At 70.8% G+C, this 15901-nt stretch carries 13 protein-coding genes; 10 read left to right on the forward strand and 3 right to left on the reverse strand.

Features of this window, described 5'->3' with window-relative positions; genetic code table 11:
• From FE633_RS45415 to nudC, 4 genes are all read left to right on the forward strand, one after another.
• Window positions 1-1552, forward strand: a 1552-nt coding sequence (locus tag FE633_RS45415; RefSeq protein WP_138051011.1) for a PD-(D/E)XK nuclease family protein, incomplete at its 5' end; no start/stop codon positions are given.
• 134 nt (window positions 1553-1686) lie between these two features.
• Window positions 1687-5196, forward strand: coding sequence for an ATP-dependent helicase (locus FE633_RS45420; protein ID WP_171060397.1), 3510 nt, complete (start codon window positions 1687-1689; stop codon window positions 5194-5196).
• A 10-nt stretch (window positions 5197-5206) separates the two neighbouring features.
• Window positions 5207-6610, forward strand: coding sequence for a dipeptidase (locus tag FE633_RS45425; RefSeq protein ID WP_138051013.1), 1404 nt, complete (start codon window positions 5207-5209; stop codon window positions 6608-6610).
• An 88-nt stretch (window positions 6611-6698) separates the two neighbouring features.
• Complete coding sequence (gene nudC / locus FE633_RS45430) at window positions 6699-7646, forward strand: NAD(+) diphosphatase (RefSeq protein WP_171060398.1); 948 nt, start codon at window positions 6699-6701, stop codon at window positions 7644-7646.
• Window positions 7647-7649: 3 nt separating this feature from the next.
• On the opposite strand, the gene FE633_RS45435 is transcribed toward nudC, so the two are convergent.
• Entirely contained in the window at window positions 7650-7892 is a 243-nt protein-coding gene (locus FE633_RS45435; protein ID WP_119104788.1) for a mycoredoxin, read from the reverse strand.
• A gap of 151 nt (window positions 7893-8043) precedes the next feature.
• On the opposite strand from FE633_RS45435, the gene FE633_RS45440 reads away from it, so the two are divergent.
• From FE633_RS45440 to FE633_RS45455, 4 genes are all read left to right on the forward strand, one after another.
• Complete coding sequence (locus FE633_RS45440; RefSeq protein ID WP_171060399.1) at window positions 8044-10239, forward strand: ATP-dependent DNA helicase UvrD2; 2196 nt, start codon at window positions 8044-8046, stop codon at window positions 10237-10239.
• Window positions 10240-10402: 163 nt separating this feature from the next.
• Window positions 10403-10723 (forward strand): hypothetical protein, encoded by a 321-nt coding sequence (locus tag FE633_RS45445; protein WP_138051015.1) that lies wholly within the window; start codon window positions 10403-10405, stop codon window positions 10721-10723.
• Between the two features lie 175 nt (window positions 10724-10898).
• The gene (locus tag FE633_RS45450) at window positions 10899-11267 is read left to right on the forward strand and encodes a WhiB family transcriptional regulator (RefSeq protein WP_099499760.1); all 369 of its coding nucleotides are present in this window, start codon (window positions 10899-10901) and stop codon (window positions 11265-11267) included.
• The gene (locus FE633_RS45455; RefSeq protein WP_138051016.1) at window positions 11264-11587 is read left to right on the forward strand and encodes a hypothetical protein; all 324 of its coding nucleotides are present in this window, start codon (window positions 11264-11266) and stop codon (window positions 11585-11587) included. Before FE633_RS45450 ends, FE633_RS45455 begins: the two co-directional genes overlap by 4 nt.
• Before the next feature lie 129 nt (window positions 11588-11716).
• On the opposite strand, the gene FE633_RS45460 is transcribed toward FE633_RS45455, so the two are convergent.
• The gene (locus FE633_RS45460) at window positions 11717-13108 is read right to left on the reverse strand and encodes an ABC1 kinase family protein (protein WP_138051017.1); all 1392 of its coding nucleotides are present in this window, start codon (window positions 13106-13108) and stop codon (window positions 11717-11719) included.
• Window positions 13101-14294 carry a TOMM precursor leader peptide-binding protein gene (locus FE633_RS45465; protein WP_138051018.1) on the reverse strand — a complete coding sequence of 398 codons (1194 nt, stop codon included), beginning with the start codon at window positions 14292-14294 and terminating at the stop codon, window positions 13101-13103. The genes FE633_RS45460 and FE633_RS45465 overlap by 8 nt, the downstream gene beginning before the upstream one ends.
• A 218-nt stretch (window positions 14295-14512) precedes the next feature.
• Between FE633_RS45465 and FE633_RS45470 the strand changes: the two genes are divergently transcribed.
• Window positions 14513-15109 carry a M48 metallopeptidase family protein gene (locus FE633_RS45470; RefSeq protein ID WP_138051019.1) on the forward strand — a complete coding sequence of 199 codons (597 nt, stop codon included), beginning with the start codon at window positions 14513-14515 and terminating at the stop codon, window positions 15107-15109.
• 144 nt (window positions 15110-15253) lie between these two features.
• The coding region (locus FE633_RS45475; protein ID WP_138051020.1) for a TerD family protein at window positions 15254-15901 on the forward strand (648 nt) is incomplete at its 3' end.

Below are 15901 nucleotides of genomic sequence, written 5' to 3' on the forward strand. Positions count from 1 at the left end.
CGCCCGGCGCGGCGGCGCGGCCGGCCGCAACGCGGACCGCGACCTCGACGCCGTGTGCGCGCTGTTCGCGACCGCGGCTCGCGCGGAGGAGCGCACGGGCGGCCGCGGTGCCCTCAACTTCCTGGAGGAGGTCGAGGCTCAGGACATAGCCGCCGACACGCTCACCCGCAGAGCCGTACGTCCCGACGCCGTACGCCTCATGACGGCACACCGCTCCAAGGGCCTCGAATGGCGTCTGGTCGTCGTCGCGGGCGTCCAGGAAGGCCTGTGGCCGGACCTGCGCCGCCGCGGCTCGCTACTGGAGGCCGACCGCATCGGACGCGACGGGCTCAGCGAACCGCTCACCCCTGGAGCGCTGCTCTCCGAAGAACGCCGTCTGTTCTACGTGGCCGCCACGCGCGCGCGTGAACGCCTCGTCGTCACCGCGGTGAAGGCCCCCGCCGACGACGGCGACCAGCCGTCCCGCTTCCTCACCGAACTCGGCGTCGAACCCAAGGACATCACCGGCCGCCCCCGCCGCCCCCTGTCCGTCGCCGCTCTCGTCGCCGAGCTGCGCGCCACGACCGTCGATCCCCGGGTCTCGGACACCCTCAGGGAGGCCGCCGCCCGCCGCCTGGCGCGGCTCGCCGCACTCGGCGACGAGGACGGCCGTCCTCTCGTGCCGTCCGCGCACCCCTACCGCTGGTGGGGCATGTACGAGCCCACCGAGAGCAAGGTGCCACTGCGCGACCGCGACAAGCCCGTCGTGCTCTCCGGAAGCGCCCTCGACCAGCTCGCCAACACCTGTGCCCTCCAGTGGTTCCTCGGCCGCGAAGTGAAGGCCGACGCCCCCGCCACCGCCGCCCAGGGCTTCGGCAACGTCGTGCACGTCCTCGCCGACGAGGTCGCCTCGGGCCGCACACCCGCCGACCTCGACGTCCTCATGGAGCGCCTCGACTCCGTGTGGAACGCGCTCGCCTTCGACGCGCCGTGGAAGTCGGCGCAGGAGAAGGAGCACGCGCGCGTGGCGCTCGAAAGGTTCCTCAAGTGGCATGTCGATCCGAACGGTGCCCGCGCGGGCCGTACCCCGGTGGCCAGCGAGCACGACTTCGACGTCACCCTCGAAGCGGGCTCCTACGAAGTACGCATCCGCGGCTCCATGGACCGCGTCGAGCAGGACACCGAAGGCCGCGCCTACGTAGTCGACTTCAAGACCGGCAAACAAGCACCGAGCGCCGCCGACGTGGCCCACCACCCGCAACTCGCCGTCTACCAGCTCGCTGTCCGCGAGGGCGCCGTCGACGAGGCCTTCGACGGTGAACGCCCCGACTCGGGCGGCGCCGAGCTCGTCCAACTCCGCCAGGGCGCCCCCAAGAAGGACGGCGGCGACACCCTCCCCAAGGTGCAGGCGCAGCAGCCTCTCTCGGGGGAGTGGATCGGCGACCTCCTCGCCACCGCCGCGGGCAAGGTCCTCGACGAACGGTTCACACCGACCACGGGACAGCACTGCACACACTGCGCGTTCCGCGCCTCGTGCAGCGCACGGTCCGAGGGACGCCACGTGGTCGAGTGACCCGGCACCAGCGGACCGCGTCGTCAACCGACACCAGGAGTGACATACCGCACCACACGCGCTGACCAGCGCATCCTCCGGCCCGGCGGCCGATGCGACCTCCGCTGTCAGTGGACGCGGCTAGCCTCTCTGAGGTGCCCGCCCGTATCACCGATCCCGAACAGCTCAAAGAGCTCCTCGGCATCCCATTCACCCCGGAGCAGACGGCCTGCATCACCGCACCGCCCGCCCCGCAGGTGATCGTGGCCGGAGCGGGCTCCGGCAAGACGACGGTGATGGCCGCGCGCGTCGTGTGGCTGGTCGGCACCGGGCAGGTCGCCCCCGAACAGGTACTCGGCCTGACGTTCACCAACAAGGCGGCCGGAGAGCTCGCCGAGCGCGTCCGCACCGCGCTCGTCAAGGCCGGCGTCACCGACCCCGACGTGATCGACCCGGACAACCCGCCGGGAGAGCCCGTCATCTCCACCTACCACGCCTTCGCGGGCCGCCTCCTGACCGAGCACGGCCTGCGCATCGGGCTCGAACCCACCGCGCGCCTCCTGGCGGACGCCACCCGCTACCAACTCGCCGCACGTGTACTGCGCGAGGCTCCAGGCCCCTACCCGGCGCTCACCCGCTCCTTCCCCGACCTCGTCAGCGACCTCCTCACACTCGACTCCGAACTCGCCGAACACCTCGTGCGCCCCGAAGAGCTGCGCGCCTACGACGCCTCGCTGCTCCGCGACCTGGAACGCGCCAAACTCACCAACGCCGACCTGCGCAAGGTCCCGGAAACGGCCGCCGCCCGCCGGGAACTGGCCGAACTGGTGGGCCACTACAGAGCGGCCAAACGCGAGCGCGACCTCCTCGACTTCGGCGACCAGATCGCCCTGTCGGCGACACTCGCCCGCACCCGCCCCGAGGTCGGTGCCATCATGCGCGACGAGTTCCGGGTGGTCCTGCTCGACGAGTACCAGGACACGTCGGTCGCTCAACGCATCCTCCTGGCAGGCCTGTTCGGCGCAGGCACGGGCCACCCCGTGACTGCCGTCGGCGACCCCTGCCAGGCGATCTACGGCTGGCGCGGCGCCTCCGTCGCCAACCTCGACGACTTCCCGCGGCACTTCGCACACGCCGACGGCCGCCCCGCGACCCGCCAGGCGCTCAGCGAGAACCGCCGCAGCGGCGGCCGACTGCTCGACCTCGCCAACGACCTCGCGGAGCCCCTGCGCGCCCTGCACGCGGGCGTGGAGGCCCTCCGCCCGGCTCCCGGTGCCGAGCGCGACGGCATGGTGCGCTGCGCGCTGCTGCACACCCACTCCGACGAGATGGACTGGCTCGCCGACTCCATCGCCCATCTCGTACGCACCGGAAAAGCGCCCGGCGAGATCGCCGTCCTGTGCCGCACCGCGACCGACTTCGCCGAGATCCAGGGCGCACTGGTCGCCCGCGACATTCCGGTCGAGGTCGTCGGCCTCTCCGGGCTGCTGCACCTCCCGGAAGTCGCCGACCTGGTCGCCGTCTGCGAAGTACTCCAGGACCCCGGGGCCAACGCCTCGCTGGTCCGCCTGCTCACCGGCCCGCGCTGGCGCATCGGCGCCCGCGACCTCGCCCTCCTGGGACGTCGTGCCCGACTCCTCGTGTCGCACGCGCGCGTGGGCGCCGACGACGACCCGGACCGCCGGCTCGCCGCGGCCGTCGAGGGGGTCGATCCGGCCGAGGTGATCTCGCTCGCGGACGCCCTCGACACGTTTCTGGAAACACCCCTGGGAGGCAGCGGGGACGACGACGGCCTGCCGTTCTCACCGGACGCGCGCGTGCGGTTCGCACGACTCGCCGCCGAACTGCGCGACCTGCGCCGCTCGCTCGCCGACCCGCTGATGGACGTCCTGCACCGAGTCCTCGCCACGACCGGCCTGGAGGTGGAACTCTCCGCGTCCCCGCACGCCCTGGCCGCCCGCCGCCGCGAGACCCTGTCCAACTTCCTCGACGTCGCCGCGTCCTTCGCCGCCAACGACGGCGAGGCCACCCTTCTCGCCTTCCTCGGCTTCCTGCGCACGGCCGCCCAGTACGAGAAGGGCCTCGACAACGCCCTGCCGGGCGGCGAGAACACCGTCAAGGTGCTCACCGCCCACAAGTCCAAGGGCCTGGAGTGGGACGTCGTCGCGGTACCCGGACTCGTGACCGGAACGTTCCCCAGCACCCAGGGCCGCGAGAAATGGACCGCCCAGGGCAAGGTCCTGCCGCACGAACTGCGTGGCGACGCCGACACACTGCCCGACATCGACGCCTGGGACTCCAGGAGCATGAAGGCCTTCCACGAGGCCATGAAGGACCACCAGCACACCGAGGAACTCCGCCTCGGCTACGTCACGTTCACCCGCCCCCGCTCCCTGCTGCTCGGCTCCGGCCACTGGTGGGGCCCCTCCCAGAAGAAGCCACGCGGCCCCTCCGACTTCCTGCGAGCCCTGTACGAGCACTGCGCGGCCGGGCACGGCGAGATCGAGGCCTGGGCGGACCAACCCCAGGAGCATGAGGCCAACCCGGCGCTGCACAAGGCCACCGGCGAGCACGCCTGGCCGCTTCCGCTGGACGACGCGGCAATGGCCCGCCGACGGGCGGCCGCGGAGACGGTGCTCGCCCACCTGGAGTCCGGCCACTCCCACGAGGCGGCCCACCCGTCGGCACAGGACGAACCCATTGGCGCGGAAGACCGTTTCGAAGAAGAACCGCCCTTCGACGACGACCCCCCGTACATGGACGAGCCCCCTTACGAGGAGGCCGACATCGCGGACGAGGACCCGGGCGACTGGGAGGCATGGACCCGGAACCGGCCGAAGATCCCGCACCCCACCCCATCCCCGGACGCCCACCCCGCCCCATCTCCGGACGCCCGCCCGCACCCTCCCGAAACCCCGCCCCTCACCCCCGAGGAAGCCCGCACCATCGCCTCCTGGGACCGCGACCTCGACGTCCTCACCGGAGAGCTCCTGCACGCCCGCGAGAGCGTCACGGACGTGCCCCTGCCGCCCGCCCTGACCGCCTCGCAGGTGCTGCGCCTGGCCGCCGACCCCGACGGCTTCGCACAGGAGCTGGCCCGCCCCATGCCGCGTCCGCCGCAGCCCGCCGCACGCCGCGGCACCCGGTTCCACGCCTGGGTCGAGGCCCGCTTCGAAGAACTGCGCCTCCCCATGCTGGAGCCGGACGAGCTGCCCGGCAGCGAAGCCGAGATCGCCGACGAGCGCGACCTGGAAGCCCTCAAGGACGCCTTCGAACGCACCGCCTACGCCCACCGCACGCCCCACCGCGTCGAAGCCCCCTTCCAGCTCGCGATCGCGGGACGAGTCGTACGAGGCCGTATCGACGCCGTCTACAAGGAAGGCGACGGCGACGAGACGACGTACGAGATCGTCGACTGGAAGACCAACCGCACCCGCACCGCCGACCCCCTCCAGCTCGCGCTCTACCGGCTCGCCTGGGCCGAGCAGCAGGGCGTACCCCTGGAGTCCGTCAAGGCCGCTTTCCTGTACGTGCGCAGCGGCGAGCTCGTCCGCCCCGATGCCCTGCCGGACCGGGCCGCCCTGGAACGGCTCCTCCTGGAGGAACCACAGGAAGAAGCGGCCCCCGAAGAACCGCCGGACCGGCACGCGCCCGTGGACGGATAGGCTCGTGGCCATGAGCAAGACTCCGGACAGCGCCGTCCGCCCGTACATCGCACACCACCGCGCCGCCTTCCTCGACGACCTCGCCGACTGGCTGCGCATCCCGTCCGTGTCGGCCCAGCCCCACCACGCGGCGGACGTACGGCGCAGCGCCGACTGGCTTGCCGCGAAACTCCACGAAACCGGCTTCCCGACCGCCGAAGTATGGGCGACACCAGGCGCCCCCGCCGTCTTCGCCGAATGGCCCTCCGACGACCCGCAGGCGCCCACCGTTCTCGTCTACGGGCACCACGACGTGCAGCCCGCCGCCCGCGAAGACGGCTGGGACACCGACCCCTTCGAACCCGTCATCCGCGGAAACCGCCTCCACGCGCGCGGGGCCGCCGACGACAAGGGACAGGTGTTCTTCCACACACTCGGCGTCCGCGCCCACCTCGCCGCCACCGGCCGCACCACCCCCGCCGTCCACCTGAAGCTGCTCATCGAGGGCGAGGAGGAATCAGGCTCCCCGCACTTCCGCGCCCTCGTCGAGGAACACGCGGCCCGGCTCACCGCCGACGTCGTGATCGTCTCCGACACCGGCATGTGGTCCGAGGACACCCCCACCGTGTGCACCGGCATGCGCGGCCTCGCCGAATGCGAGATCCAGCTGCACGGACCCGACCAGGACATTCACTCCGGCTCCTTCGGCGGCGCCGTCCCCAACCCGGCGACCGCCGCCGGCCGCCTCGTCGCCGCCCTGCACGACGAGCACGAGCGCGTGGCGATCCCCGGCTTCTACGAAGGCATCGTCGAACTCACCGAGCGCGAACGCGCACTCTTCGCCGAACTGCCCTTCGACGGGGATCAATGGCTGCGTACGGCCAAGTCGTCGGCCGCCCACGGAGAGGTAGGACACACCACCCTGGAGCGCATCTGGGCCCGCCCGACCGCCGAGGTCAACGGCATCGGCGGCGGCTACCAAGGCCCCGGCAGCAAGACGATCATTCCCGCCTCGGCCATGGTGAAGCTCTCCTTCCGGCTCGTCGCCGGCCAGGACCCCGACCTCATCGAGAAAGCCGTGCGCGCCTGGGCCGCCGAACAACTGCCTGCCGGAATCCGCCACGAGATCACCTTCGGCGCCGCCACACGCCCGTGCCTGACACCGCTGGACCACCCGGCCCTCCAGTCCGTCGTACGCGCCATGGGCCGCGCCTTCGAGCAGGAGATCCGCTTCACCCGTGAAGGAGGTTCAGGACCCGCCGCGGACCTCCAGGAAGTCCTCGCCGCGCCGGTGCTCTTCCTCGGCATCTCCGTCCCGTCCGACGGCTGGCACGCCCCCAACGAGAAGGTCGAAATCGACCTCCTCCTCAAGGGCGTCGAAACAGCCGCCCACCTGTGGGGCGACCTCGCGGACAACTGGCGCGATGCACCCTGAAAACCCTCCCACCCGCCGCCGAAAGCCGCCGATTCCGGCCCTACGTCCCGCTGACATACCCATTCCACCGGGGGAGTTGGAAGCACCCGTGACCACCTGGACCGATCACACCGCCGACCGTCCCATCACGCTCACCGCCCCGAGCGGCATCGACCGGGCCGCCCACCACCGGCTCGACGAAGCCTGGCTCGCCGCGGCGTGGAGCCACCCCACCACCCGCGTCTTCGTGGTCTCCGGCGGCCAGGTCCTCATCGACGAGACGGAGGACGGCACCACCGAACTCGTGATGACCCCCTCCTTCGAAGCCCCTCTCACCGAGGCACACCGCTACTTCCTCGGCACCGACGACGACGGCGTCAGCTACTTCGCGCTCCAGAAGGACGCACTCCCGGGCCGCATGGACCAGTCCGCGCGCGCAGCGGGACTGCGCGAGGCAGGCCTGCTCCTGTCGCCCCGCGACGCGGGCCTCATGGTGCACGCGGTCGCACTGGAGAACTGGCAGCGCCTGCACCGCTTCTGCTCCCGCTGCGGTGAACGCACCGTGATCGCGGCGGCCGGCCACATCCGCCGCTGCCCCGCCTGCGGCGCCGAGCACTACCCGCGCACCGACCCTGCCGTGATCATGGCCGTGACGGACGACGACGACCGCATCCTGCTCGGCCGCCAGGTGCACTGGCCCGAGGGGCGCTTCTCCACCCTCGCCGGCTTCGTCGAGCCCGGCGAGTCCATCGAACAGTCGGTGCGCCGCGAGGTCTTCGAAGAGGCCGGCGTCACCGTCGGCGAGGTCGAGTACGTCGCCAGCCAGCCCTGGCCCTTCCCCTCCAGCCTCATGCTGGGCTTCATGGCCCGCGCCACCTCGGCGGAGATCAACGTCGACGGCGACGAGATCCACGAGGCCCGCTGGTTCTCCCGCGAAGAACTGCGGGCCGCCTTCGAGTCCGGGGAAGTACTGCCCCCCTACGGGATCTCGATTGCGGCCCGCCTGATCGAGCTCTGGTACGGCAAGCCCCTACCCAAGCCGGGCACGGCCCTCTAGCGACTAGGCGGCGATCTTCTGCTTGACCTGTGCCAGCGAGGGGTTCGTGAGCGTCGAACCGTCCGGGAAGAGGACTGTGGGAACCGTCTGGTTACCACCGTTCGCCTTCTCCACGAACGCCGCGGACGCCGGGTCCTGCTCGATGTTGATCTCGTTGTACGCGATGCCCTCACGGTCCATCTGGCTCTTCAGCCGACGGCAGTAGCCACACCACGTGGTGCTGTACATCGTCACAGTGCCCGGCATGTCTCTCGTGCTCCTTCGCTGCTGGGGGGTGCGTGTTCGCAGTGGGTGGAACGCACGTGACGGGGCGCCCATTCCCGCATTAGTACGACTGCAAGCAGCTCCCTGTGGACAACCGCCGCACCCGTCCCCGCCGACCTGGCAGCATGGCGGGGTGACAGCAGCAACGCACTCCACCCTCTTCCCGCAGGTTCCGGACGCGGCCGACGCGGTGCTCGAAGGGCTCGACCCCGAGCAGCGCGAAGTCGCCACCGCCCTGCACGGTCCGGTGTGCGTGCTGGCAGGAGCCGGCACGGGCAAAACCCGGGCGATCACCCACCGCATCGCCTACGGCGTACGCGCCGGGATACTCCAGCCCTCCAGTGTGCTGGCCGTCACCTTCACCAACCGCGCCGCCGGCGAGATGCGCGGCCGCCTCCGTCAGCTCGGCGCCTCCGGCGTCCAGGCCCGCACGTTCCACTCCGCCGCCCTGCGCCAACTCCAGTACTTCTGGCCCAAGGCGGTCGGCGGCAGCCTGCCCCGGCTCGTCGACCGCAAGATCCAGCTCGTCGCCGACGCCGCGGCCGCCTGCCATGTCCGCCTCGACCGGGGGGAACTGCGCGATGTCACGGCCGAGATCGAATGGTCCAAGGTCACTCAGACCGTCCCCGCCGACTACGCGGCGGCCGCCGCCAAGGCCGGCCGCGACGTGCCCCGCCACCCGGCCGAGATCGCCCAGCTCTACGCCGCCTACGAGGACCTCAAACGCGACCGCACGGTCATCGACTTCGAAGACGTCCTGCTGCTGACCGTCGCCATCCTCCAGGACCGGCACGACATCGCCGAAGAAGTCCGCGCCCAGTACCAGCACTTCGTGGTCGACGAATACCAGGACGTCAGCCCCCTCCAGCAGCGCCTCCTGGAACTGTGGCTCGGCGAGCGCGACAACCTCTGCGTCGTCGGCGACGCCAGCCAGACGATCTATTCGTTCACCGGTGCAACCCCCGACCACCTCCTCGACTTCCGCACCCGCCACCCGGGGGCCACCGTCGTCAAGCTGGTCCGCGACTACCGCTCCTCGCCCCAGGTCGTGCACCTCGCCAACGGCCTGCTCGCCCAGGCCCGTGGCCGCGCCGCCGAACACCGCCTGGAGCTCATTTCCCAGCGCGCCCCGGGCCCCGACCCCGTCTACAGCGAGTACACCGACGAGCCCGCCGAGGCCGAGGGCGCGGCCCGCCGTATCCGCGACCTCATCGCTTCCGGTGTCCCCGCGTCCGAAATCGCCATCCTCTTCCGTACGAACTCCCAGTCAGAGATCTACGAACAGGCCCTCGCCGACGCGGGGGTGCCCTATCAACTGCGCGGCGCCGAGCGGTTCTTCGACCGCCCCGAAGTACGAAAGGCGGGCATCGCGCTCCGCGGCGCAGCCCGCTTCGGAGGCAACGACGCACTCCTGGACGACACCGTCGACCTCCCCTCGCAGGTAAGAGCCGTGCTGTCGGGCGAAGGCTGGACCAGCCGGCCCCCCGCCGGATCCGGCGCGGTCCGCGAGCGCTGGGAATCCCTCGCCGCCCTGGTCCACCTCGCACAGGACTTCGCCGCCGCCAAACCCGACGCCACCCTCGGCGACCTCGTCGCGGAACTCGACGAGCGCGCCGGCGCCCAGCACGCCCCGCCCGTCCAGGGCGTCACGCTCGCCTCGCTGCACTCCGCCAAGGGGCTGGAGTGGGACGTCGTCCTCCTCGTCGGCGTCGCCGAGGGCATGATGCCGATCACTTACGCGAAGACCGACGAACAGATCGAAGAGGAACGCCGCCTGCTCTACGTCGGCGTCACCCGTGCCAGAGAGCACCTCTCCGTCTCCTGGGCACTGTCCCGCTCACCCGGCGGCCGCGCCAACCGCCGCCCCAGCCGCTTCCTCGACGGCCTGCGCCCCGGCTCCGGCAACGCCGTGACCCGAGGCGGCACCGGGGGCACCGGGGGCATCGAGCGGGGAGTCACAGGCGGTGTCGAGGGGGCGGTGCGGCGGGTGAACCGCAAGCCGGCCCGCTGCCGCGTCTGCGGCCGCACCCTCACCGACGCCGGTGAGATGAAACTGATGCGCTGCGAGGACTGCCCCTCCGACATGGATGAAGGCCTCTACCAGCGGCTTCGAGACTGGCGAGCGGCCCAGGCGGAGCGCAGCGGGCAGCCGGACTTCTGCGTCTTCACGGACAAGACCCTGATGGCCATCGCCGAAGCGGTACCGGCCACTCCGGCCGAGCTGGCCGGTATCCCAGGGGTCCTCACCCGCAAGCTCAAGCGTTTCGGAGCCGATGTTCTGGCTATCTGTGCAGGTCAGGACATCGAGGGAGTGGAAGATGACGACTGAATCAAACTCGTCGAAAAAATAGTTTGCGCATGCCCCAGCAATCCCCATAGGTTCTTAAGCACGGAAGCGGCGGCCTTCTCGAAGGCCCCGGTTTCGTGCTGTACTTAACAACCGACGGACCGGCTCAACCCGGTCCCAGAGACGCCGAGAGGAGGCGATTCCAGTGATCAGCATCAACACCAGCTCCACCACCGTCAGCACCGCCAAAATGACCGATCGCTCGGTCGTCTCCACGTGCCTGCTCGGCTTCTCGAACCAGGGCACCGGTGTGTTCGGCATTCCTGCCGTCCGACCGGCGTCCGCCGTGTCTCTCGCGGGCCTTCTCGTCCGTGAGCGCAATGAGCGACCGACTCAGGCACTGGAAGCAGTAGAGGCACAGGCGCATGCCTATGCCTTCGCGGCCGCCGGTGCCGGATCCCGCAAGCAGACGCACCACACGATGTGGGCCTTCCGTGGGCCTGAACCCTGGAGTGATCCAGCCTGATCGGCGATCAGGCCGGCGCCTTCAGGGCCGCGGAACCCCACCCGGGATCCGCGGCCCTTCTGTTTGTCCCCGACCAGGGACAACAGAGCGAAGGGGCCTCGGGACAAGAAAAGAACCCGGTACCAGCCGACACCCGGCCCACCCGGCCGGAACGACCAGACGAGGAAGACGAACCGTGCAACTCGAAGCGCACGCCCCGTCCGTACCGCCTTCCGAAACGATCCCCCCGCCCGGCCTCACGGAGGACTCCACCTTGACCCCGCTCACTGCGCTCACCGCGCTCGACGACGCCATCGAGAACCTCGGCGTGCCCGTCCCCTGCCGTTCCTACGACCCGGAGGTCTTCTTCGCCGAGTCGCCGGCCGATGTCGAGTACGCCAAGTCCCTCTGCCGCACCTGCCCGCTGATCGAGGCCTGCCTCGCCGGCGCCAAGGAGCGGCGTGAGCCCTGGGGCGTCTGGGGCGGCGAGCTCTTCGTCCAGGGTGTCGTTGTCGCCCGGAAGCGGCCGCGTGGCCGCCCGCGCAAGAACCCGGTTGCGGCATGAACCTCACAGGAACGATCGATCGCCCCCTGACGCACGACCCCAAGAAGCAGGCCCCGATGAAGCCGTCCACCAACGAGCCCGCCGGCTCCGCGATTCCAGACTTCACCACCACCGGCGCGAACGACTCGCGTCAGAACAGGACCCGAGAGATGCAACTCATCCCAGAAGCCCTGGCTCGTGCGCATATGCACGAGCGGCAGCGCGCCGCCGCGGCCGAGCGCCAGGCGATCCGCCTGGTCGTGGCCCGCCGGATGCAGCGTCGCGCCGAGCGCGCGTCGCTCCGCGCCCGCCGCGCCCTGGCCATGGCGGTCATGCAGTAAGGCGCGTTGACGCAACAGCGACAACAGCGACCACAGCAGAGGCAAACCGCTGCTCGCGGGGGCCGGTCCGAACGGACCGGCCCCCGCGGTGCGTTGCGCCCGCTCAGCGGAGAAAGCCGCGGCTCAAGCTCAGGCCTCGGCCGCCGACTCTCCCTCCTCCAACGCGCTTTCGTCCTCCGCGAGGAAGCCCGGCAGCCACTCCTCGAGTTCCTCTCGCAGCCGTACCGTGGCGCCCAATTGGCACAGCACGCCGATAGTGCTCAAGGTCACCCGGTGGATCAGCAGATACGACGGAGGCAGGTTGAGCTGCTTGCCGAGCTGGTACGCCGGGGAGCGGGGGTCGGCGATCCGGGCCGCCTGGCTGCGTATCCAGCCTCGGGTGAAGGTGAACTCGTCGGCCTGGGCCGGCTCGATGATGGGGAGCAGATAGTCCAGGACGGCGTCCGGATCGAGTTCTATGGACTCCTTGACGAAGCCCTCCTCGCACAGCAACTCGTAGACCGTTTCGGCCTCGCCGTCGAGCGTCATCCGCAGCGAGTCGCCGATCGTCGACGGCAGGCCGCCCGGGAGGCGGTCCACCGTGCCGAAGTCCAGTACGCCCAGGCGCCAGTCGTCCTTGCTGCCGCCGTCGAGGTCACCGGAGTCGCCGGGCAGGAGACGGAAGTTGCCCGGGTGCGGGTCGGCGTGCAGCAGGCCGGTGCGGGCCGGGCCGGAGAAGAGGAAGCGGGCCAGGAGCTGACCTGCGCGGTCCCGCTGCTCCTGGGTGCCGTCGGCGATCACCTCCGACAGCGGTATCCCGTCGATCCACTCCGTCACCAGTACCTGCTCACACTGGTGCACAACAGCCGGTACCAGTACATCCGGGTCGTCCGCGAACTCGTCCGCGTGCGCCTGCTGGGCCTGTGCCTCCAGGCCGTAGTCGAGCTCCTCGGACACCCGGTCGCGCAGCTCCGCGATGAGCGGCTTGATGTCCATCCCCGGAATCAGCGGCCCCAACAGGCGGGCGAAGCGGCTGAGCTGGTTCAGGTCGGAGAGCAGTGCCTCGCCCGCCCCCGGGTACTGCACCTTGACCGCGACCTCCCGGCCGTCGTGCCACACCGCGCGGTGCACCTGTCCGATCGAGGCAGCCGCCGCGGGCTTGTCCTCGAACTCCAGGAACAGGTCGAGCCAGTCCTCGCCGAGCCGCTCCTCGAGCACGGAGTGCACCGTGCGCGTCGGCATCGGCGGCGCTGCCTCCTGGAGCTTCGTCAGCGCCGCGCGATAGGGGCCCGCGACCTCCTCGGGCAGCGCCGACTCGAAGACGGACAGCGCCTGCCCGAACTTCATCGCGCCGCCCTTGAGCTCGCCGAGCACTTTGAAAAGCTGCTCCGCCGTGCGCTGTTGCAGTTCGCGGCCCACGATCTCCGCCGACTTCCCGCCGATCCGTTTGCCGAGTCCCCAGGTGGCCCGCCCGGCGAAGCCGAGCGGCAGGGCGGCGAGCTTGGCGGTCCGGGTGACCGCCTTTCGGGGAAGATCAGACATGCGCCCTCCAAGTACCGGCCAGCCGAGCCGCGTCCGGCTGTTGCCCCGCCATTGTCTCCTGCGGACTCTCGTCCCCCGAGATCTGCTCCCCCTTAGCCTTCTCCACGGTCCCGCAGGGGCATGCCGGATGCGGCCACACCGGCCGTGCGTGCCAGCTGAAACCGGGTACCGAGGCCTCCCAGCGAGCCCCCGCACTCGACGGTAACTCCCCGTCGAGAAAGGCGAGTGCGTGCCCAGCGGCCAGCCCGGCGACCGTGGCCGACAGCGTCAGATCGCACGCCGGCACCTGGTCGGGCTGCCGCCCCGAGCGCCACTGCGCGAGCAGGCGCGGCCAGGTCGGGTCCCGGTCGCCGCGGCCCCGGTCCAGACAGCCCGCACAGGCCGTGTCGCCGGGCAGGACCAAGGGGCCGACGATTCCGGTGCCTTCCACGACCCCGGCGTACAGATGGGGTGTTCCGGAAGCGATCAACGGTTCGGCGGCGGTCGGCTCGGGCGCATGGGCGGCAAGGCCGTCCCGCGGCGCGATGATCACCAGAGAGAATCCGGGGTCCGCTTCCTCGGAAGGCGACTGTCCGCCGCGCCGTGGCGGGCGGTCCGGTGCCGCCCGGCGCACCGCCCGCCGTGCCGCCTCTTCCCGGCGCTCGCCGATGGAGTCGGCGGACAGCCCGCCGGGGGCCACGTCCCATGGCTCGACGCAGCCGCCGTCGCGTACGTCGACATGGCCCACGCCCGCGGCCGCCAGCGCGGCGGCCAGGACCACTCCCACTCGCCCCGCACCACGCACCTGCACACGCAGGGAGCGGCGGGCCGCCAACCGGCGCATGCCGTCGCCCGGTTCGGGGGCGACCAGGGAGAGCGAGGCAAGATCGGGCCGCAGCCGGTCCAGGACAGCCTTTTTCGCGCGCAGGGCATCGGCGTCCGGGCCGCCGCCCGTCGCGTCGTCCAGCAGTCCCGCCCCGGCCAGCCGCTCCACGAGCCCGTCGACACGGCGGTCGGGCAGGCCCATGCGACGCCCCTCGTCCCGTAGGAGGGGAATCCCGCGTGTCCCGTCGAGCAGGGTCAGAAAACTGCCCGTCGCCGTGTCCATCGGGCCGAGCACCATCGCGTGTGCGGGTGCCATCCCGAACTGCACGGTGTTCAGATCCCGCCAGGCGCGCCGCAGCGCGGGTTTCACCATCGGATGCATGACAGACCCCGTACTTCCCCGTTGTGCCGGCGGTGTTCGTCGTGCTTCGTCGTGTTTCGCCGGTCGAGTGCCAGCATGCCCTTGTCGCCCGTCGTGTGCCGGAAGTTGTCCACAGGTGGTGGGTGTTCGTCGTATAAAACGAGCGCGCAGGGCGCGGATCGGTATCGAACCGTTCTGGAGGCGGGACTTCCGCCATGTGCAACAGGTACGGTCGGGGCGTGCCCGCCGACCCACTGCACCGCGCAGGAAAGCCACAGCGCAGCACGACGAGCCTGCCGCCGAGCGGCTCGCGGACGAGCGCGATCGAGGTCCGCAGGAGCACGCGCCGACGCAGAACGGTCTCCGCGTACCGCGAGGGCGATCGCACCGTCGTGCTCATCCCCGCCCGGATGTCCGAGGCGGAGGAGCAGCGCTGGGTGAGCGTCATGCTCGACAAGCTCGCCGCCCAGGAGAGCAAGCGGGTACTCGGTGACACGGAGCTGTCCGAGCGTGCCGCGCGGCTCTCCGACCTGTACTTCGACGGCCGGGCCCGGCCCGTCTCGGTCCGCTGGGTCACCAACCAGAACACCCGCTGGGGTTCGTGCACCCCCGCCGAGGGCAGCATCCGCCTTTCGCACCGGTTGCAGGGTATGCCCGAATACGTGGTCGACTACGTCCTCGTCCACGAACTCGCACACCTCCTCGTGCCCGGCCACGGGCCGCGCTTCTGGGAGCTCCTCGAGGCCTATCCGCGTACGGAGCGGGCCCGCGGCTACCTCGAAGGAGTGGTCGCCGCCGACCGGCTGCCCCATCTGCCCGCCGCGCGCGACGAGTGACGGCGTCTTCCCACGGCGACCGTGCTGGTCCGGGCGGGAAGAAGGGATTGTGTACCGGGTCTGTACCGGCTTCGCCCGCGGCTGGATTTTGCCGTTAGCCTGGCGCGACGCACTCGCATTCGGGATGGGGGACGGTCGTTACGCATGGCCAGGGAATTCCAACGCGGCCACAAGGCCAAGATCAGTGACCTCACCGCGGGCACCGATCTGTACATAGGTGTGCAGATCACCGGCCCCGGTCTGACCTTCGACATCAGTTGCTTCGGTCTGGACGCCGACGAACGGCTTTCGGACGACCGGTACTTCGTCTTCTTCAATCAGCCGAAGACCCCCGAGGAGGCCATTCAGCTCCTGGGTGCGCAGGCGGGGGACACGGAAGCCTTCCGTGTCACGCTCGACAAGATCCCGTCGCAGATCCAGAAGCTGTCGTTCACGGCGACGATCGACGGCGCCGGGCAGATGTCGCAGATCGCTCCCGGCTACCTCCGCATCGTCGCGGGCGGCGAGGAGGTGGCCCGGTACTCCTTCAACGGCGGCGAGTTCTCCACCGAACGCGCCGTGATGCTGGGCGACTTCTACCTCAAGGACGTATGGCGGTTCGCCGCGGTCGGGCAGGGCTTCGACGGCGGGCTTGACGCGCTGCTGCAGAACTTCGGCGGCGAGGTCGCCGAAGAGGAGCCCGCCGCTCAGCCGCAACAGCAGGCCGGCGCCCCGTCCTTCGCGCCGCCCGCCCAGGCCGCCGCGCCGCCACCCGCGTTCGGTGCGCCGGCAGGACCCGCGGCCCCGGCCCCG

The organism is Streptomyces montanus (assembly GCF_005786655.1).
GTDB lineage: Bacteria > Actinomycetota > Actinomycetes > Streptomycetales > Streptomycetaceae > Streptomyces > Streptomyces sporangiiformans.

Excerpts from the sequence above, each read along its gene's own strand:
- FE633_RS45465 (WP_138051018.1), bottom strand. The coding sequence starts at position 14,294 with ATGCATCCGATGGTGAAACCCGCGCTGCGGCGCGCCTGGCGGGATCTG.
- FE633_RS45435 (WP_119104788.1), bottom strand. The coding sequence starts at position 7,892 with ATGCCGGGCACTGTGACGATGTACAGCACCACGTGGTGTGGCTACTGC.
- FE633_RS45455 (WP_138051016.1), top strand. The coding sequence starts at position 11,264 with ATGAACCTCACAGGAACGATCGATCGCCCCCTGACGCACGACCCCAAG.
- FE633_RS45425 (WP_138051013.1), top strand. The coding sequence starts at position 5,207 with ATGAGCAAGACTCCGGACAGCGCCGTCCGCCCGTACATCGCACACCAC.
- FE633_RS45460 (WP_138051017.1), bottom strand. The coding sequence starts at position 13,108 with ATGTCTGATCTTCCCCGAAAGGCGGTCACCCGGACCGCCAAGCTCGCC.